Annotated in this window: 12 protein-coding genes; 9 read left to right on the forward strand and 3 right to left on the reverse strand. The window is 70.7% G+C overall.

Annotation, left to right across the window (positions count from 1 at the left end):
* Positions 1-216 precede the first annotated feature (216 nt).
* The 5 genes from IEZ03_RS23920 (at position 217) to fxsT (ending at position 10,623) form a co-directional block, all read left to right on the forward strand.
* Complete coding sequence (locus IEZ03_RS23920; RefSeq protein ID WP_184880937.1) at positions 217-1,986, forward strand: tetratricopeptide repeat protein; 1,770 nt, start codon at positions 217-219, stop codon at positions 1,984-1,986.
* A gap of 341 nt (positions 1,987-2,327) precedes the next feature.
* Entirely contained in the window at positions 2,328-3,746 is a 1,419-nt protein-coding gene (locus tag IEZ03_RS23925) for an MFS transporter (RefSeq protein WP_184880939.1), read from the forward strand.
* A gap of 181 nt (positions 3,747-3,927) precedes the next feature.
* Positions 3,928-5,406 carry a VMAP-C domain-containing protein gene (locus tag IEZ03_RS23930; RefSeq protein WP_184880941.1) on the forward strand — a complete coding sequence of 493 codons (1,479 nt, stop codon included), beginning with the start codon at positions 3,928-3,930 and terminating at the stop codon, positions 5,404-5,406.
* 25 nt (positions 5,407-5,431) lie between these two features.
* On the forward strand, positions 5,432-6,454 hold the full coding sequence (locus IEZ03_RS23935; protein WP_184880943.1) for an AAA family ATPase: 1,023 nt from the start codon (positions 5,432-5,434) through the stop codon (positions 6,452-6,454).
* Positions 6,451-10,623 carry an FxSxx-COOH system tetratricopeptide repeat protein gene (gene fxsT, locus IEZ03_RS23940; protein ID WP_184880945.1) on the forward strand — a complete coding sequence of 1,391 codons (4,173 nt, stop codon included), beginning with the start codon at positions 6,451-6,453 and terminating at the stop codon, positions 10,621-10,623. The genes IEZ03_RS23935 and fxsT overlap by 4 nt, the downstream gene beginning before the upstream one ends.
* Before the next feature lie 30 nt (positions 10,624-10,653).
* Here the strand turns inward: fxsT and IEZ03_RS23945 are convergent, their stop codons facing one another.
* Positions 10,654-11,874, reverse strand: coding sequence for an FxsB family cyclophane-forming radical SAM/SPASM peptide maturase (locus IEZ03_RS23945; RefSeq protein WP_184880947.1), 1,221 nt, complete (start codon positions 11,872-11,874; stop codon positions 10,654-10,656).
* A gap of 566 nt (positions 11,875-12,440) precedes the next feature.
* Between IEZ03_RS23945 and IEZ03_RS23955 the strand changes: the two genes are divergently transcribed.
* Positions 12,441-13,394: an effector-associated domain 2-containing protein gene (locus tag IEZ03_RS23955; protein WP_184880951.1), complete on the forward strand. Its 954-nt coding sequence runs from the start codon at positions 12,441-12,443 to the stop codon at positions 13,392-13,394.
* On the opposite strand, the gene IEZ03_RS23960 is transcribed toward IEZ03_RS23955, so the two are convergent.
* Entirely contained in the window at positions 13,395-13,832 is a 438-nt protein-coding gene (locus tag IEZ03_RS23960) for a nuclear transport factor 2 family protein (protein WP_184880953.1), read from the reverse strand. It abuts the gene before it with no gap.
* 25 nt (positions 13,833-13,857) lie between these two features.
* Positions 13,858-14,724 carry a TIGR03619 family F420-dependent LLM class oxidoreductase gene (locus tag IEZ03_RS23965; RefSeq protein ID WP_184880956.1) on the reverse strand — a complete coding sequence of 289 codons (867 nt, stop codon included), beginning with the start codon at positions 14,722-14,724 and terminating at the stop codon, positions 13,858-13,860.
* Positions 14,725-14,842: 118 nt separating this feature from the next.
* On the opposite strand from IEZ03_RS23965, the gene IEZ03_RS23970 reads away from it, so the two are divergent.
* The 3 genes from IEZ03_RS23970 to IEZ03_RS23980 all read left to right on the forward strand — a co-directional run.
* On the forward strand, positions 14,843-15,700 hold the full coding sequence (locus tag IEZ03_RS23970; RefSeq protein ID WP_229808525.1) for an EI24 domain-containing protein: 858 nt from the start codon (positions 14,843-14,845) through the stop codon (positions 15,698-15,700).
* A 75-nt stretch (positions 15,701-15,775) separates the two neighbouring features.
* Complete coding sequence (locus IEZ03_RS23975) at positions 15,776-17,017, forward strand: flagellar basal body-associated FliL family protein (RefSeq protein WP_184880958.1); 1,242 nt, start codon at positions 15,776-15,778, stop codon at positions 17,015-17,017.
* Positions 17,018-17,070: 53 nt separating this feature from the next.
* Positions 17,071-19,149: acyl-CoA dehydrogenase family protein (locus tag IEZ03_RS23980; protein WP_189241232.1), on the forward strand; the 2,079-nt coding region annotated here is incomplete at its 3' end.

Consider the following 19,149-nt stretch of genomic DNA (forward strand, 5'->3'; position numbering starts at 1 on the left):
CAGGGCTTGCGCGGGTGCTAATGGAGCTGGCCAGGCCGGGTTCCATCGCTGCTGAATTCGATAACAGGTCAAGTAGGCCGCCGCACAGTGTGACGATCACGGGCGCGGGTTCCTGCGAGTGATCGTCAGGAGCGGCCGGCGCCGCTCTTGGCGGCGGATCCGGTGGGCGGGCTGTTTGGAAACGTCGCCGTAGGGCAGTGACGATGCGTTAGCCTCATGGGACTGGGCATCGTGAATCCGATGCCGCTGAAGATCTCCGCGGAACCCGCTCCTGGGGACGGAATGATGACCGCGCAAGCCTCTCCGGACGACTCGGCCCCATTCGTGGGCGAACGCATGTTCCGTGAGCAGGATGAGCGGATCTTCCACGGGAGGGCGACGGAGAAGCACGAGGTAGCCGGCCTGTGGAAGGCCAACCGGCTCACCTTGCTCAGTGGCGGTGCCGGTGTCGGCAAGAGTTCGCTGCTGCACGCCGGTGTCGTCCCATTGCTGCGAGAAGGTGGGGCGCACGTCCTGCCCGTCGCACAGCCCGTCCACCGCCCGTCGTTCCCGCTGGCCGCCTTGCCCGAGCACAACCCCTTCCGGCTTGCCGTTCTGGCCTCCTGGTATCCGCGCGTATCACTGACGCAGGTCTCCGAAACGCCGGTCACGAAGTTGCTGCGCAGGTACGGGCAGCCGGACCGGGGAGCCGATCAGGTCCCCACACTCGCGGCCATCGACGGCGCTGAGAGGCTTCTGCATACGCCTTCTGGGCGTGAACAACGTCAGCACCGTGAAAGCCTCCTCGATGACCTGGCGATGGCGATGGAGCAGGCATCTCACTTGCACCTGCTCCTGGCCGTGCGAGACGACGCGTTCGATCTGGCCCTGGAGGTCGCTGACCGGCTCGGCCAAGCGCCACCGGCCAGCTACCAGTTAGCGCCTCTGACACCGGAGGCCGCCCACGAAGCGGTTGCGGAGCCGCTCCGCCTCTCTGGAGGTCCTGGTGAGGCCGTGGCCCGGCTTCTGGTCCCGGAACTCCGGACGGTACGACGAACGACCGGTTTGCAGACGACCTCCCGGATCGAACCCGCCCTGCTCCAACTCGTATGCAAAAGCCTCTACCGGCAGCTAGCGGACGTCAGCGAGATTTCCGCATCGCAACTCGGTGCCGAGGTCGACCGGGTCCTGACGGAGTTCTGCGCTCATAGCCTCGCCACGATCGCCGCCGACCAGAGTCTTCCGGCCCCGACCGTCTTCTCCTGGTTTCGCACGGCGTTCGGCGGTCCGCACGGGCTCGCAGGAATCCCTGAGCAGCAGCTATGCCAGAGCATGCCCAGGGCGGTCATCGACGCCGCGCAGGACCGCCACCTCATCCGGGCTCGGCTCCGGAACGAAGACCGGTACTACGAGTTGCAGCATCCCAGGCTGGCCGCGCCGGTCCGAAAGGTCGGTGGGGTAACGGTTCCGGTCCCCATCCACCGGCCGAGCCCTTCCGTGCGCCTCCTCGAAGCTCATCGAGCCTTGTCGGCGGGAGACCGCGAACTCGCGCGGAGACACGCCGAGGCGGTTGTCCGAGCCTGTGGCGAGGGTGATCTCCGCCTTCTCGCCGACGCGAAGACCTTCCTTGGCGACATCGCCTACGAGCGGGGAGATGCGAAGACCGCCGTCGGCCACTACCACGAGGCCGCTGCGATCTTCGAGGCCGTGCCCGACAACGCCGCGGTGGGCTGGCGTCTGGCCGGAATCGGCCGCATTCTCCTGTCGACCGACTCTGGAGAATCGGTGCGCCAGCTTAGGGCGGCGGCAAGCCGGCTACCGCGCGAGTTGTCGATCCAGACCGCGCTCGGACGGGCGCTCTGGCAGTCAGGACGGACGCGCGCCGCCCGCGCCGTCCTCGAGGACGTTCTCGGGCGCGACCACAATAACCGGGAAGCACTCGACGCCAAGAGAACCATGCTGCTGCCTGGTGAACGTTACCCCTTGCAGATGCGTAACTTCGTGTAGGTAGCTGTTCTGTAAAAGGACGGGGCCGACCCGTGGGGTCGTGGGCTGGTGCGGCCGCAACACGATAGTTACCTAAATCGGCTTCACAGCTTTGTGTTTGACGAAAACATAGCGTTCCCCGGCGGGGACATAAACCATGCGCGGATATCCTTCCCATAAGGATATCAAGGCAGGCGTATGTCTGGTTTGGGGTGTTTTCCGCTAGATGAGGTTCGGTGTCTGTTTGAGGTCTGTATGGGTGCGAATTAATGCGAATGCCAAGGGGGCGCACATCGCCGTCCCCTGCCCTGGCGGGTCATGGCACCGGACCACGTAAAACGGCGGGCCGCTCCTATGTGAGAATGACCGAGCGGCGCCGCGACTTTGCTATTTTGTCGGGCGCGTCCGCGGTCTCGCAGCTCGGCTCGATGAGCGTGGCGGCCGCGGGCCCACTGCTCGCGCTCGCCATCACCGGATCCCCGATCGCCGCGGGATGTGTCACCGCCGCCAGTGTGCTTCCCGGGCTCGTCCTCCATGTGCCGGCCGGATTCATGGTCGACCGCGTCAGCCGTCGCAAGGTGATGTGGGCGAGCCAGCTGGTGCGGATGGCCACGGCGACGCTCGCGTTCGCGTGCCTGGCCTTCTCGTGTAATTCGGTCGTCGTTCTGGTCGTTGCCGCGCTGATCGACGGCGCCTGCTCCGTCTTCTACGAGGTGGCGGAGATCGCCGCGGTTCCGGACATCGTTTCGAAGAAGTCGCTGAACCTGGCGATCGGCAGCAACGAGGCGAAACTCAATGCGTCAATGCTTTTCGGCCGCCCGTTAGGGGGTGCGCTGCTCGCGGTCGCCCCGATGATGCCCTGGCTCGTGACCGCCTTAACGTCCCTCTTTTCGGTCTTCGCGCTGTTGGCGATAAGGCGCCCGAAACATCGAAGCGCATCAGGGAAAGGCCGGACCGGTGGCCCGAATGCCAAGGCGGGCGGGGAGGTCTGGACGGGCCTCGACCGCACGCGGAGGAAGCCCGGTGGCAAGGGCGGCGATCTGGCGCTTCGCGATGTCCTGGAACGGCTCATGCGCGACGCCTTCTCGCGCGCCGTTCTGACGGTCTGCGTGCTGGCGAACTTCTTTTTCCAGGTGATCGTCCTCCTGCAGATCCTGCTGGCCGAGCAGCGGGGGCTCCCCAGCTACCTGGTCGGCCTCCTGCTCGCCTGCTCGGGCCTGGGCGGCTTCCTCGGCGCCGTCGGGTCTCCTTTCTTCCTGCGCAAGCCGCCTTCCATGTCAGTCGTCTTCTGCGTGCTGGCCTGGATACCGCTGGCCTGGATCATCGGCACCGGGGACAATCCCGTGGTCGGATTGGCCATGTGGGGATTGTGCAGCGTCATCGGCGCCTATATTAATGTGGCGCTCAGAGCTCACCAGGCGAATACATTTCCGAGTGAGCTGCTGGGCAGCGTCACGGGTATCACTCGTTTTCTGAGCGTGGGGGCCGTGGCGCTCGGAGCGCTCAGCGGTGGCTGGATCATTCATCTCCTCGGCACCGAGGGAACCGGAATTCTCGTCGGTGTGGCCTTCACCGCCATAGCGGGGATACTGATGGTCGTCCTCCATTTCGCCTTCGTGCGGGACCGTCTGCTCGACGCATTCGCGAGAATGCGGGAAATGGGCCCGGCTGTACCCGGACCCCCGGCCGCCCCTGACCACGGTGTCGAACTGGTCGCCGAGCCCGTGGGCGGAGCCTGCGGTGGAATGGCCGGCGCCCGCGGGGAACGGCTGACCGGTTGAGGACGGTGGGCGGGCACGTCTAGCCCCGGCTGACACATCCTGCCTGAAATGCGTCTTCTGACACTGTTACCGGCGACCCTTGTGCGTCATAGTGTGTCGGTTGGTTCACGGCGCCCATGCATTGGTCGGCGGGCAGGCGGTGATCCGCCGCGTGCGTGGGCGGGGGCGGAGGCACGGGGTAGTGATCACGTCGCTGAACGTCGACGACCAGCATCGGCTCGTCGAGGCGATCTTGCGCATCGACGCGATGAGCGTCCGTCGCGAGCGCGCCGTCCATCTGTCGGCGCTGGAGCGCGACCTCGGGCACCGGCTCGAATACGTCCAGCACGACAAGGAGAAGCTCGATGTCTGGGCGCTGGTCGACGCCCTCCTCAACTATCCGGGCGCGGCACAGGCTCTCGTGCGGATCCTGCAGACCTTCTATCCGAACAGCCTGTCGGTGCGGGCACTGGACGAACTCGTCACCGAGCTGCTCCCCGAACCGTGGCTGGACCAGGCCGACCGGCGCGAACTGCACGAGCTGATCACGTGGCTGGAGCGGGCCGACCCCGGTCTGACGCATCTCGGCAGGTTCCCGATGCTGTACCGGCGGGCCGTCGGGCCGGCCTGGCCGACGCTCGACCGTGAGATCCGCAGCATGCACGACGTCGTCGCGCTCCTCGAGGAGATGCCGGCGGGCGCCGAGGGCACGCCGCCCCTGCTGGTGTTCGTCAGCGACCTGGCCGAGGACGCGGGCCACCCGACGGCGCCGGCCCTCCGTGACTGGGTGCGCCGGCAGGCGGTGGCCCACGGGCTGGACGGCATGTTCCTCCAGCGGCACCGTCCCTCGCTCGAGCCGCGGGCCGAGCCCGAAGCGTCCGAGAACTATCTCGTCATCGAATGCGCGCCCGACGCGCTGGAGGAGGCTCGCTACCTGGTGACCGCGTGGCTCCAGGTCGGCCGCGAACCGGGCAGCACCCTGCAGTGCGGCGACGAGGCGCTGCCGCTCAGCCGGATCCCCGAGCTGCTGGAGCGGCTGCTCACCTCCGAGAGGTCCGTCGTCGGCCGGCGCAGCCCGGACCTCACGATCGAGTTCATCCTTCCGCGCGCGTTGCTGGACCATCCGTTCGAACAGGAGAAGATCAGCATCGCCGGGTTCGAGCACCGCATCGGAATCCGGTATCCGGTGGTCGTGCGCAGCCTCGACCGGATGCGCCTCGCCGCGGTCCATCCCGACTGGCGGCACAAGTGGGAATGGCTGTCGGGCAACTCGGTGGACGCCCCCGTCTGCCTGGTGACCCGGCGCGGCGAGTACGACAAGGAGGAGCTGTTCTCCCACCTGTCGGAAACGTCCAAGACCGTCCTCGCGCTGGCGTTCCCTCCGTGGGGCGGCGCGAACGGCGAGACGGACGAGCACTGGGTCGGCCTGCTCGCCGGCATCCCCGTCGTCGCCTGGTGCCGGGACGGCCGTGACCCCGCCCGGTTCGCCAGGGAGGCCAAGGGGCTCCTGGCGGAAGACGTGATGAAGCTGCCGCGCCGGACGATGGAGCTGCGCCGCCAGGCGCTGTCCGGAGGCGGCGAAGGCGCCGGAACCGCTCACCTCGGCCTGCATCTGACGCTCGTGTTCGACGATGCCGAACGCATCCCCGAGCCGTACGTGCGGCTCCGATCGCCCGCATAGTCCACCGCATTTCCGGAAGGCGTCCATGACGACAGAACCAGAGATCAGCGGCCTGGCCGGTGACTGGCGCATATACCGGGGCGACAGCCGGCCGCACGACCGGGTGCGGCGGCTCCCCCCGCCCCCGCCATGGCGCCGCTTCAGCACGGACGACGCGGCGGAGGGCCGCCGATGGCGGGATCTGCAGCAGGCGATCTCCTACCGGCCCGACGAGTCGGTGATCGACCGGGTCAACGCGGCGATCCTGCTGCGGCGCCCGCTCCTCGTCACCGGCAAGCCCGGGTCCGGCAAGTCCACCCTCGCCCACAACGTCGCCTACGAGCTCGGTCTCGGCTCGGTCCTGTACTGGCCGATCACCAGCAACACCACGCTCCAGACCGGGCTCTACCACTACGACGCGATCGGCCGCCTGCACGAGACGAGCCTGCGCGGTGCGGGGGACCGGGCGGACACGCTTGATCCGCCGGACATCGGCCGCTACATCCGTCTCGGTCCGCTCGGCACCGCGCTCCTGCCGGGGGACCAGCCCCGCGTGCTGCTGATCGACGAGCTGGACAAGAGCAACATCGACCTGCCCAACGACCTGCTGAACGTGTTCGAGGAGGGCAGGTTCCCCATCCTCGAACTGCAGCGGCTGCCCGAGGAGCAGTCACGGATCCACGTGATGACGGCGGACGGCGGGCAGCGGGTGCCGATCGACCACGGCGAGGTGCGGTGCGGGAACTTCCCCATCGTCATCATCACCAGCAACGGGGAGCGCGAGTTCCCGCCCGCGTTCCTCCGCCGCTGCGTCCGGCTGGTGATCGAGCCGCCCGGCCCGGAGCGGCTCGCCGAGATCATCGAGGCGCATCTCGGCGTGGACGCCAGGGCCGCCAGTGACCACCTCATCGAGGAGTTCCTGGCCCGCCGCGCCGACGGAGCGCTCGCCACCGACCAGCTCCTCAACGCCGTCTACCTCGCGACCTCCGGCAGCAGGCCGCCCGAGGCCAAGCTGGCGGAGATCCTCGACACCGTGCTGCGCCCGATCGAGCAGCCCGGCGCGGGATGATCGGGCAGCTCGTCGAGGCCCTGAGGGCGCTCGACCCGCAACCGACGGCCGGGGAGCTGGCGGACGCGCTGTGGCTCGCCGACTGGCTCCAGAAACACGAGGGCCCGGCCCATCAGGCGGCGGACGGCTTCGGGGAACCGAGCGCCGCCGGGCCGCCCGGTTCGCCCGCGCCGCCCGACCCGCCGCCCGGAGCGCCCGCTGCGCGGGACCGCGAGCCTCCGCCGCCGCGGACGGTGGAGGCGGGGCTCTACCTGGCCGGGCAGAACGTGCCGGCCACGGCCTTCCCGGTCCGCATGCCCGCGGTCCCCGCCATCTCCCGGACGTTGCACCTCTCCCGCGCGCTGCGTCCGCTGCGCGCGACCGTCCCGTCGCTGACGCGTGAGCACCTGGACGAGGCGGCGACCGCGCAGCGCATCGCCGAGACGGGAGTGTGCGAACCCGTCATGGTGCCGGCGCAGGAACGCCGGTACGACCTGGCGCTGATCGCGGACGTCGGCCCGTCGATGGTGGTGTGGCGGCAGACGGTGGAGGAACTGCGACTGCTGCTGCAGCACCTCGGCGCGTTCCGGGACGTGCGGACCTGGTACCTGGACTCCGGTGCGCGGCGGCTGTCCCTGCGCACCGGCTCCGCCTTCGGGATCGGTGCGGACCGCGACCCCGACGAGCTGGCCGACCCGACGCACCGGCGCCTCATCCTGGTCGTCAGCGACTGCATCGGCGCGGCGTGGCAGGACGGCCGGGCCGCGGCGCTGCTCGACCGGTGGGGCCGCGCCGGGACCGTCGCGATCGCTCAGCCGCTGCCCCAGCGCCTGTGGTGGCGGACCGCCGCGGCCATCGAGCCGGTGCGCTTCGGCGCGTCCGGGCCGGCGGTGGTCAACGAGCAGCTGACCGTGACGCGGACGCCGCCGCAACTGCCCGACGACCGTCCGCTGGGCATCCCGATTCCGGTGGTCGAGCTCAGCGAACGCTGGCTGCGGTCCTGGGCGGGCATGGTCGCCCGCGGGGGCCGCGACATCATGGGCGCCGCGCTGTTCACGGGCCGTCCGGTCATGCACCCGCCACCCGCCGACACCGGCGACGCCGCCGTGTCGCCGGAGATGCGGGTCAAGCAGTTCCGGGCCTCCTCGTCGCCGACGGCGTTCAAGCTCGCCACCTACCTCGCGGCGGCTCCGTTGCGGTTGCCCGTGATGCGCCTGGTGCAGCGGGCGATGCTCCCGGCCTCGACGTCCGCCGATCTGGCGGAGGTCTTCCTCAGCGGGATGCTGCGGATGGTGGGCCGCCCGTCCGACGGCGGCGAGGAGGAGATCGTCTACGAGTTCCACGACGGGGTCAGGGAGATCCTGCTGCAGGGGCTGCGCAGGCGCGAGGTGTACCAGGTCCTGCGTGCCGTGTGGAGCGTCGTGCGGGAGCGGATCGGCTCGTCCATGGACTTTCCCGCGCTCCTCGCGGCGGTGCAGCGGGGAGAGGCGCAGCTTCCGCCGGACCTGCCGTTCGCGCAGGTCGCGGCCCAGGCGCTGGCCGGACTCGGCGGTCCCTACCGCGAGATGGCGAAGCGGCTGACGAGCGAGAACGCACCGGATACGCCTTCGTTCGGGGAGGCGGCGGACGCGAGGGACGCGGTATCGCCCCCCGCCGCGGCGGACGGGGCCGCGGCCGCCGATCCCGTCCCCTTGCCGCGCAGTGGACTACCGGGCCGCAATCCCGACTTCGTCGGACGCGACCGGCTCCTCGCGGGGGTCCGGGACGCACTACGCGACGGGATGGCCGTGCTCCTGCCGCATTCGGAGCTCGCCACGGGCGGTGAGGGCAAGTCCAACCTCGCGCTGGAGTACGCCTACCGCCATGCCGACGACTACGACCTGGTCTGGTGGATCCCCGCCGAACAGACGACCTCGTCGCGGGCGGCGCTCGCGCTGCTGGCGCGCCAACTCGGCATGCCGATGAGCGACGACATCAAGACCACGGTGGACGGCGTTCTGCGGGCGCTGTGCGCGGACAGGCCCTACGTCCGCTGGCTGCTCATCTACGACAACGCGCAGGACCCGGAGCAGATCTTTCCGCTGACCCCGCTGGGGGTCGACGGAGTCGAGCCCGGCCTCGGGCCTGGACGCCACGTCCTGGTGACCTCGCGCGACCGCAGGTGGGAACGGCACGCCTCCGTGGTCGAGATCGACGTCTTCGAACGGGCCGAGAGCATCACGCTCCTCCGGCGCCTGGTGCCGGGGCTGTCGGAGGTCGAGGCCGACATGCTCTCCGAGCGCGTGGGTGACCTTCCGCTCGCGGTGCACCAGGCGGCGGCGTGGCAGATCGTCACCGGCGGCACCGTCGAGGACTACCTGCGGCTGTTCGACCAGCGGTTGATCGAGGACGCCGCCGGCGAGCCGCCCGGGGACGACCTGCCGCGCCCGCTTGCGGCGGGCGTGCGGCTGAACCTCGACCGGCTCCGGGAGGAGAACCCGGTGGCCGGGCAGCTGCTCGAACTGTGGGCCGTGTTCGATCCCGAGCCGGTGTCCTGCCGCCTGCTGGCCGCCGGCCGCGCCGCCGCGCTGCCGCCCGGGCTGAAGGAGCTGCTGGCGGACGAGACGCGGCTCCGCGACGCCATGCGCGACATCTCGCGGTTCTCCCTTGCCAAGTTCGACGAGGAGTCGGGGACCCTCCAGGTCCACCGGCTCGTCCGCGCGATCATCGACGACCGGCTCGCCGAGGATGTCCGGCGGCAGGCGAGTGGGTACGTCCACGCGATCCTGGCCGCGGCCACCCCCGAGGAGGAACCGGCCGTCGAATCGACCTGGGAACGCCGCTCCGAGATCACTCCGCACGTCGTCCCGTCGGGCGTGTTCGAGGCGGACGACATCGGCATCCGCCGCGTCGGCATCGACCAGGCCAACTTCCTGTACCAGTCGGGGGAGTACGAGGGCAGCCGCCGGCTCGCGGAGATCGCGCTGGACCGGTGGCTGCCCCGGTACGGCCCCGACGACGCAGAGGTCCTGGGCATCTCGCGGGTGCTGGTGAACGCCCTGCGCGGTCTCGGAGACAACCGGGCGGCGGCGGAGCTCAGCGAGGACAACCTGAACCGGACCCAACGGAAGTTCGGTGTCGACCACCCGGACACCATTTTCGCCGCCACCGGGTTCGGGGCCGACCTGCGCTTCCGCGGCGAGTTCCGCAGGGCCTACGAGATCGACCTCCGCGCCTGGCGGCGCATGCGCCAGCTGCTGGGCCCGGATGCTCCCGGAACACATCTCGCCGCGAGCAATCTCGCGCTCGACCTGCGCATCCTGGGGGAATTCCAGAAGGCGTACGAGATCGACCAGGAGGTCTGGAAGAGGGGAGCCGAGAGCGGCCAGACCTACCGGCTGCGCTTCCGTACGACCCACAACCTCGCGCGCGACCTGCACGCACTGGGTCGGTACGACCAGGCTTGCAAGAGGCAGGCCGAAAGCCTGGACACGCTGCGCCCGGTCCTCGGCGGCGGGCACGCGATGGTGCTGCAGGCGAGGATGAGCTACGCGGGAACGCTGCGGAAGCTCGGGCGGTACGAGGAGGCGCACCGTGTGGCCGCCGAGACGTTCGCCGCCTACGTCCGGCGATTCGGTGAGGAGCATCCGAACACGCTGGCGAGCAAGGTCTGCCTGGCCCTCACCGCCAGTGCGGCCGGACGGCCCCGGGAGGCATTGCCGCTCATCGATGAGGCGCTGGACTGCTATCGCCGCGTGATGGGAGAGGCCCACCCCTTCGTGCACGTCTGCGCCACCGACCGGGCGGTGATCCTGCGTCGTCTGGCGGAGGTCTACGCCGCGCAGGAAACCGACCAGATCGCGCTATCGAACCTCACCGCCGGCATTCTGGGGCCGAATCACCACTATGCATTGTGCGCCTCTGTGGGGCTGGCCAACGACTACTACCTTCTCGGCGAGATGGAATCCGCGGTCCGGCTTCTCTCCGAAACGCTGCAGAAGATGATCGGTGCGCTGGGCGAACGGCATCCCTACTCGCTGGCCGTCAGGCACAACCTCGTGCGCGCCCGCGCCGCGATGGGCGGCGATGAGCACGGCATCGAACCGATCCTGGTCCAGCTCGCACAGGCGCTGGGCCGGAGCCATCCGGAAGTCCTGGCCGCCGAACGCGGCGAGTTGCTCGAATGCGACATCGAGCCGACCGCTTTGTGAACCCCGGGGGTGCCCGGCGGTCAGGCGAGGTCAGCGGATTCGTGCGGGCCGGGCGAGAGCGAGATCGCGCTGGACGGTCCGGCCGATGTGGCCGATCAGCTTCATCAGGTCCGGGCAGTACACCGAGGGATTGAGGTAGCCGTGGCCTTCCCGGTAGCGATGCGCGTACGCGCCGCCGCCGCAGATGTCGCGCACCGCGCACATCCCGCACGCGGATGACAGCGCCGCGGGGCCGATCTGCCGCGCGACCACGCCGGGGTGCCACATGGCGTCGTCGAAACGGTGGTCGAAGACGGTGAGGCCGGTCTCGGGCGCACCGGGGTAGGCGATCTTCAGCGTGTCGACCTGCTGCAGCGTCCCATCGGTGTCGATCACGAGCATCGCCACCGGGGACAGCCCGATGTTCTCGCTCTGGCTCTGCCCGCCGAGCAGGAGGTTGATGATCTCCTCGAACAGCCGGACACCGGTCTCCCTGCGTGGCGCGTGGTACCAGCGGTCGAACACCGCGATGAGCCACTCGGCATAGGGCGTGCCGCCGCCCTCGGTGGGCCGGCGGGGCGGCGGGACCGTCCAGGTGCCGTGCGGAAGCAGGAAGTCGACTCGCGGCGGCCCGGTCTCCAGGAGGGCCTCGTACGTCCGGATCGGATCGTTGTCGAGGTCCACCGCGCAGAGCAGTCCCCGGTAGAGCCTGCGGTGCGAGGCCACGAGCCGGGTCAGCCCCCGCATGACCTCGGCGTGGCTTCCGCGCCCGTTGGCGCGGACCCGGTGCCGGTCGTGGGCGGCGCGGTCGCCGTCGAGGCTGACCGATACGCCCACGTCGTGCTCGTCCAGCATCGCCAGCATGTCGTCCGTCAGGAGCACGCCGTTCGTCTGGAGGCACGCCTCAACGCCGCAGGAGGGCGGCATGGCCGCGCGGAACCGCGCGACCGCGCCCGCGAGGGCGGCCTTCCCCGCCAGCAGCGGCTCACCCCCGTGCAGGACGACCGTCACCTTGTCGAGTTCGTGGTCGCGGGCGTGCTCGGCCAGCCGGGCGGCCGTGGCGGCGACGACCTCGGGCGGCATCGCGGTGGGCCGTGCCCGCCACGTTTGGTCCGCGCCCTCGAAGACGTAGCAGTAGTCGCAGGCCAGATTGCAGCGGCCATGGATCTTGAGCACGACTTCCGAGAAGGGCACGGGCCGCCATCCGCCGGCCAGCAGCGCGGGAATGTCGAGACCGTGGGACGGCCATTCGCCGGAATCGGCCACAGGCATCAAATGCGGGTGGAGGGTGGAATCAGGTTGTTGTCGAAGGCCGCTCGGACGGGCCGCGGGTCGCGGAGTTCGGCGCTCGCGCGCCGGAGGGCGGCACTCAGCACCGATCCCTCGGGCGGTTCCGCCGCGTCCAGTTCACGGAGGGTGGGAGGGGTCCAGGTGAAGGACACCGCGTGCTCGCTGGACTCCGATGTGCTGCCATGAGTAACCGGCACGGCCGACTCCCCCTCTTGTCCCGCTTTCGGAAAAGGTGTCGGGTTTCCTCTGTGGGCTCAGGGGCACCAGCCTAACCGCGACGTAACGAATCTTAGAGGCTGACACCCGTATACGTGGTGATCTCGGTGGGTGAGCCACGACAATTTTCGTGGTGCCCGTCCCCGGTGGCGCTTTGGTGGGGCCAAGCCCTGGTTCTTCAGCGGGAGCGGTCGGCGCCGACCGTGGCGGGTGACGCAGTTCTGTTGCGTGGGGCGGCGGATGCTTGGAGAGTGGGGTTGGCGGAGAGCGTCGGTGAGGTGCCCGTGACGGAGACCGTGCGGCCGGCTTCGGGGCGGTGGCGGCCGAGGGGGATGTGTTCCTTCCTCGTGTGCGACATCGCCGGGTTCAGCGATGCCTCCCGTGCCGACCCGGTGCGGGTGCGGGTGCGCAAGGCGATGTACGACGGGCTTGAGCGCAGCCTCGCCAGCACGGGACTGCGGCCGGACGACTGGTATGACGAGGACCGCGGCGACGGGGTGATGGTCGTCCTTCCGCCGCACGTCGGCATGGAGTCGCTGCTGACGGCGGTGGTCGACCGGCTCCGCGCGGAGGTGCGGCACCACAACGAGGCGGCGAGCGACGCGGCGCGGATGCGGCTGCGGGTGGCCTTCAACGTCGGGGAGGCCGAGTGGGACGGGCGCGGCATCGTCGGGACGGCGTTGACGCACGCGTTCCGGCTGCTGGACGCGGCGCCGCTGAAGGAGGCGGTCGCCCGGGCCGAGACGGCGATCGCGGTGATCGTCTCCAAGCGGGTGTACGACGACGTGGTGTCGCACGGCCGGGGGCTCGTGGACCCGGGTGACTACCACCGGGTCGAGGTCCAGGTGAAGGAGACCTCCGACCAGGCATGGATCATGGTGCCCGGCGGGCGTCTCGACCGGCCGGCTTCGGCCCCGGTCCCGGCGGTGCCGGAGGAGGCGGGTGCGGCGCGCGTGCCCGGCGCGGTGCCGCGGATGGCGGCGGACGTCCCCGTGGTGCAGCTGTTCCGCGTGGTGGACGACCTGCTCGACATCCCCCGGCTCCGCGTCGAACGCGGCCGGGACCAGCTCGTCGGCGCGCTGCCCAAGGAGATCGCCGGGGCCGCCGCGCGGTCGGCGGAGGCGCGGGCCGATCTGTTCGCCATCGTGCAGACGTGCCTGGACTACCCGGGCGGCCTCCAGCAGTTCCTGCAGGCCGTCCGGGGGTTCGTGGGGGAGTCGATGGCGGTGCGGCGGCTGGAGCAGACCATCGCCCAGTTGCTCCTCGGGGACGACGGGTGGGCCTGATCAGGGCTTGGTGATCGTCGCCATGGCGCGGTCGGGCTCCCAGTGGGCGCGCAGCGACGTGATCAGCCCGGCCTCGTCGACCGTGTAGATGAGGACGCAGTCGATGGTCATCGTGGAGCCGTCGGCCATGGTGGTGGTGATGGTCGCGACGTTGGCGCAGCAGCCGCCGTTGGCGAAGGAGTCGGCGATGGTGAACCGGAAGCCGGCGATGGTGGAGACGAAGGTGTCCCAGAATGCGCCGATGGCGTCGTGCCCCCGGTGCCCGTTGCCGGACGGGTCGAGGAAGGACGGGCCGACGGGGTCCTCGACGAGGGCGTCCGGGGCGAACAGCCGCAGCCATTCGTCCTTGCGGCCGCCGATCACGGCCGTCATGGAGGCGCGGGCGGCCCGGCGGGCCGGGTGGTCGGCGTCCGGTGCGTCCCAGATGATGGCGTCCATGGCTCGGACTGTAACGCGTTCTCGTTCAGCGGTCGACCTTGGCGATGACCGTTTCGGCGAAGCGTTCGAGGTGCTCGATCTTCTTGGCCAGCGGCTCGGTGTCGGGGCCCTTGACGTACGGCATCCGGAATCCGACGATCACGTCGGTGACGCCCTTGTCCTCCAGCCGCCTGACCCCGTCGGGCGTGTAGGCGTCGAGCGAGATCACGTGGACCTCGAAGGGGTCGCCCGCCTTGCCCTCGGCCTCGCGGATGCGGTTCAGCCTGGCCAGGATGTCGTCCAGGTCGTCCCCGCCGGCGTGCATCCACCCGTCGCCGCGGACCACGGCGCGGCGAAGCGCCGCGTCGCTGTGCCCCCCGACCAGGATCGGGAACGGCTCCGCCGGCGTGATCTTGATCGCGGGGATGTCGTAGAACTCGCCGTGGAACTCGAAGAACCCGCCCCGGCTGAGGCCCCGCACGACGTCGATGGCCTCGTCCATCCGCTTGCCGCGCCGCTCCCAGGGGACGCCCATGACCTCGAAGTCCTCGGGCCACGGGCTGACGCCCACGCCGAGCCCGAGCCGCCCGCCGGTCAGGCACGCGACCGACGTCGCCTGCTTGGCCACCAGCACGGGCGGGCGAACCGGCAGCTTGAGCACGAACGGGGTGAACCGGATCGTGCTCGTCACCGCGCCCATGGCCGCGATCAGCGTGAACGTCTCGATGAACGACTTGTCCTCGAGGAACTCGCGGCTGCCGTCCTCGGTGTAGGGGTACACCGAGTCGGACTCCTCCGGATACGCGAGCGAGTCGGCCACCGCCATGCTCGTGTACCCCGCCGCCTCAGCGGCCTTGGCCAGGGGCAGGTAATAGGACGGGTCGGTCATCGCCTCGGCGTAGGTGAACCGCATCCCCGAATACTAGAACCTGTTCCACTTTCCCGCCACACCCTCGCTCCCGCCAGGGCGGGCACTGGTGGTTTTGGGAGTTGCGGGTGGGGTTGGGGTGGGGCCTATAGGGTTTGGCGGCGTGAGTGGAGCGTATGGGGCGCCGGGGCCGCTGCCGGAGGTCGGTGCGGAGAGGTCCGGGGTCAAGGACCTGTTCGGCGGTATCGGGTATCTGCTGCGCGGGCTCGGGTGGGTGGCGCGGCGTCCGGCGCAGTGGGTGTTCGGGCTGATCCCCGCGCTGATCGTGCTGGCCGTGTACGGCGCGGCGCTGGTCTTCCTGGCGTTCCAGGTCGACGGGCTGGCCGGGTGGGTGACCGGGTTCGCGGACGGCTGGTCGGACGCGGCGCGGACGTCGGCTCGGGTGGTCGCCGGGATCGCGATCTTCGGGTCGGCGCTGTTCGTCGCGCTGATCACGTTCACCGCGGTGACGCTGCTCGTCGGGGACCCGTTCTACGAGGCGATCGCGGTGCGGGTCGAGGAGTCGCAGGGCGGTGCGCCGCCGGACCCCGGGGTGCCGCTGATGGTCTCGATCGGGCGGGCGGTCAAGGACACGCTCATCCTCGGGGCCGTCGCGCTCGGGTTCGCCGTGGTGTTCTTCGCGTGCGGGTTCCTGCCCGTGATCGGGCAGACGGTCGTGCCCGTGGTCGCGGGGCTGGTGTCGGGGTACTTCCTGGCGGGCGAACTGTCGTCGGTGGCGCTGGAGCGGCGCGGAATCCTGCGCAAGGAGCGGTTCGTGCGGATGAGGGCGAACCGTGCGCTGGTGGTCGGGTTCGGTGCCGCGACCGTTGTGGTGTTTCTCATTCCGCTGGGCGCGGTGCTCGCGATGCCGGGTGCGGTGGCGGGTGCCACGCTGATGGTCAGGGAGCGGTTGGCGGGCGGCCCGGAGGGCGAAGAGAGGCTGGTCACACCGGGTGACGGCGGACCTGCTGCGTATCACTGAGGCGATAGGAAGATGTGTCCAGAGCGTGATTACAGGTCGGGATTCAAGCGCTGATCTTCGCGTAACGTGTGCCGCATGTCCGATCAGGGGGAGCGCGGCGTGCGCTGGACCGATATGAGCGAGAGCGAGCCGCGGGACGAATCCCGCGAGGACCCGCAGGCCGGCGACGACACCGGCCCGCAGGCGGCCTTCCCCGAGCCCAAGGTGCCCGGCGGGTTCATGCCGGCGTCCGAGCCCGCAGCCGGTTCCGGTGAGGGCGGGCGGTCGCACGACGTCTGGGGCAAGATCGAGGAGCCGGACCGGTCGTCCGGTGAGCCGGAGGCCGAGGACGTCCGGGTGGCGCCCGCGCCGGAGGCCGAGTCGCCGCAGTGGGAGGGCGACCTGTTCGACGAGGGCGCCGACGACGAGCGGGGCGACGAGCGGTACGCCCCCGCGGTCCCCACCGGGGCCGGCCAGCCCGCCAAGCCGGGCAAGCCGAGCAGCGGCAACTGGCAGATGCCGGAGTGGATGGCGGACGAGGCGTCCGCCGACGCCAAGCTCGGCGGCTCGCCCCGTCCGCCGCGCGACGTCCTGGACGGTGGCGGCGGCCGCTCCCGGCTGGTGCTGTTCGGCGGGATCGGGCTGCTGGTCATCGCGCTCGTCGCGGCCGGGGCCGTGTACTTCCTGAAGGGCGGCGGCGACGAGCCGGCGGACTCGGGCGGTAACGCGGGCCGGACGGCGGAGCAGTCCGAGGCGCCGCAGGCGGAGCTGCCGCCCGACAAGCGGCTCGCGGCGTTCAGCGGCCGGCCGAGCCGGGTGAGCGGGCAGGTCGCCGACGCCCATTCGGGGTTGTCGTACCCGCGGATGGCCGCCCCGTGGAAGGTGCCCACCAAGCAGAACGGGCTGGGCACGGCCGGCTGGTCCGGGCAGCAGGTCCTGGTGACGGAGAACCGGGGCGGGCAGCTCTGGTACGGCCAGCTGCTCACCGGCACGCTGCACCCGAGCATGGCGGCCGCCTACCAGGGGCCGGAGAGCGTGAAGAACGCCACCGCGGTGGTCGCGCAGGGGTACGAGGCGCAGTACTACGCGTTCCCGCACGAGACGAAGCCGCTGGCGTCGCAGGCCCTGAACGTGGGCGGGCGGCAGGGCTGGCTGATCGCCTCCTACCTGACCTACCAGCGCGAGGGGGTGCGGGCGACCGGTGAGGTCGTCGCCACCGCCGTGATCGACACCGGCCGCAAGACGCCCGCCGTGGTGTTCGCGTCGGTGCCGAACACGCACAAGCAGATGTGGCCGGACGTCAACACGTTCTTCACCCGCCTGAAGCTCGCGCCCTGACAAACCGAATGCCGTTCTAATAGGCTGTGCCCACTTCTAGGAGAGGTGGGACCATGGCGATCGGGTTGACGGAGGAGCACGAGGCGCTGGCGGCGTCCGTGCGCGGGTTCGCCGAGCGGAACATCACGGCGGAGGCCGTCCGCGCGGGGGACGCCGCCGGTTTCTGGCCGGCGCTCGCCGCGCAGGGGCTGCCGGGCCTGCACCTGCCGGAGGACGCGGGCGGGCAGGGCTTCGGGCTCCTTGAGCAGGCCGTCGCCTTGGAGGAGCTGGGCCGCGTCCTCGCCCCGGGGCCGTACGCGCCGACCGTGCTCGCGTCCGCGGTGCTGCACGCCTGCGGGGACGCGAAGCTGCTGCCGGGTTTGGCGGACGGGTCCCGCAAGGCCGCGGTGGGCCTGTCCGGAAGCCTTGACGTGGACGGCTCCAGCGTTTCCGGGACGGTCCAGCCCGTGCTGGGCGCGCCGCTCGCCGACCTGTTCCTGCTTCCGGCCGGGGACCGTTGGGTCGTCCTTGAGCGGGACGAGGTCGTCGTCGGTTCGCTGGAGTCCCTGGACGTCACCCGCCCTGTCGGATCCGTCACGGTCGACGGGGTGACCGTCCCGGACGAGCGTTTCCTGGACGGCGCCGACGTGCGGGCGCTCGCCGTCGTCCTGCTGGGGGCCGAAGCGTGCGGCGTGGCCGGACGTGCCCTTGACGACGCGGTGGCCTACGCCAAGATCCGCGAGCAGTTCGGCCGTCCCATCGGGCAGTTCCAGGGCATCAAGCACAAGTGCGCCCGCATGCTCATCGCGCTGGAGCGGGCGAGGGCGGCCGTGTGGGACGCGGCGCGCGCGCTGGACGAGCCCCAGGAGCAGCGCGCCTACGCCGTCGGCGTCGCCGCGGCGCTGGCCGCGGACGCGGCCGTCACCTGCGCGGAAGGCGACATCCAGGTGCACGGCGGCATCGGCTACACCTACGAGCACGACGCCCACCTGCTCTACCGGCGGGCGCTGACCCTGCGCGCGCTCCTCGGCCGGGCGAGCGGGCACCGCGCGGACGTGGCGGCGCTGGCCGTCGCGGGCGTGCGCCGGCCGATGAGCGTCGACCTGCCGGCGGACGCGGAGCCGGTGCGCGAGGAGATCCGCGCCCGCGTCGCCGAGCTGGCCGCGATGGACCCGTTCGCGCAGCGCGCGGCCATGGCGGAGGGCGGCTGGGTGACCCCGCACCTGCCGAAGCCGTGGGGCCGGGACGCCTCGCCGCTGGAGCAGATCGTCATCCAGCAGGAGCTGAAGGCCGCCAAGGTGCGCCCGGTGCCGCTGATGATCGCGGGCTGGGTCGTCCCGTCGCTGGTCCAGTACGGGACGCGGGAGCAGCAGGAGCGGTTCCTGCCGCCGACGCTGCGCGGCGAGATCATCTGGTGCCAGCTGTTCTCCGAGCCGGGCGCGGGCTCCGACCTGGCCGGGCTGCGCACCCGCGCCGAGCGCGTCGAGGGCGGCTGGAGCATCAGCGGCCAGAAGATCTGGACGTCGCTGGCCCGCGACTCGCAGTGGGGCATCTGCATCGCCCGCACCGACCCCGACCGGCCCAAGCACGACGGGATCACGTACTTCCTGGTGGACATGGCGTCGCCGGGCATCGAGATCCGGCCGCTGCGCGAGTGCACGGGCGACGCCGTCTTCAACGAGGTGTTCCTGGACGGCGTGTTCGTCCCCGACGACCTCGTCGTCGGGCCCGTCAACGCCGGCTGGCGCGTCGCCCGCACCACCCTGGCGAACGAGCGCGTCGGCCTGACCAGCAGCTTCCAGCTCGGCGGGGACCTGCCCAAGCTGCTCGAACTCGCCGCCGGGCTCGGCCTGGCCGACGACCCGGTGGTCCGCGACGGCCTCGGCCGGCTCGCCTGCGACGAGCATTCGTTCAACCTCCTCGGGCTGCGGGCCACGCTGAAGCAGCTGTCGGGCACCGACCCGGGCGCGACGGCGAACGTCCGGAAGCTTGTGGCGATGGAGCACGGGCAGCAGGTCACCGAGTTCGGGTTCACGCTCCTCGGCGAGGAGGGCGCCCTGACCGGCGGCTGGAAGGACGAGCTGCGCGCCCGCTGGACCCGCTACCTGCTCGCGTCCCGCGCGATGAGCATCGGCGGCGGGACCACCGAGGTG

Origin of the sequence: Actinomadura livida (assembly GCF_014648675.1) — a bacterium.
Lineage (GTDB): Bacteria > Actinomycetota > Actinomycetes > Streptosporangiales > Streptosporangiaceae > Spirillospora > Spirillospora livida.

What these genes read in the sequence shown, in the direction of transcription:
- IEZ03_RS23925 (WP_184880939.1), top strand. Translation starts at nt 2,328, where the DNA reads ATGACCGAGCGGCGCCGCGACTTTGCTATTTTGTCGGGCGCGTCCGCG.
- IEZ03_RS23955 (WP_184880951.1), top strand. Translation starts at nt 12,441, where the DNA reads ATGTGTTCCTTCCTCGTGTGCGACATCGCCGGGTTCAGCGATGCCTCC.
- fxsT (WP_184880945.1), top strand. Translation starts at nt 6,451, where the DNA reads ATGATCGGGCAGCTCGTCGAGGCCCTGAGGGCGCTCGACCCGCAACCG.
- IEZ03_RS23920 (WP_184880937.1), top strand. Translation starts at nt 217, where the DNA reads ATGGGACTGGGCATCGTGAATCCGATGCCGCTGAAGATCTCCGCGGAA.
- IEZ03_RS23945 (WP_184880947.1), bottom strand. Translation starts at nt 11,874, where the DNA reads ATGCCTGTGGCCGATTCCGGCGAATGGCCGTCCCACGGTCTCGACATT.
- IEZ03_RS23975 (WP_184880958.1), top strand. Translation starts at nt 15,776, where the DNA reads ATGTCCGATCAGGGGGAGCGCGGCGTGCGCTGGACCGATATGAGCGAG.
- IEZ03_RS23965 (WP_184880956.1), bottom strand. Translation starts at nt 14,724, where the DNA reads ATGCGGTTCACCTACGCCGAGGCGATGACCGACCCGTCCTATTACCTG.
- IEZ03_RS23960 (WP_184880953.1), bottom strand. Translation starts at nt 13,832, where the DNA reads ATGGACGCCATCATCTGGGACGCACCGGACGCCGACCACCCGGCCCGC.
- IEZ03_RS23935 (WP_184880943.1), top strand. Translation starts at nt 5,432, where the DNA reads ATGACGACAGAACCAGAGATCAGCGGCCTGGCCGGTGACTGGCGCATA.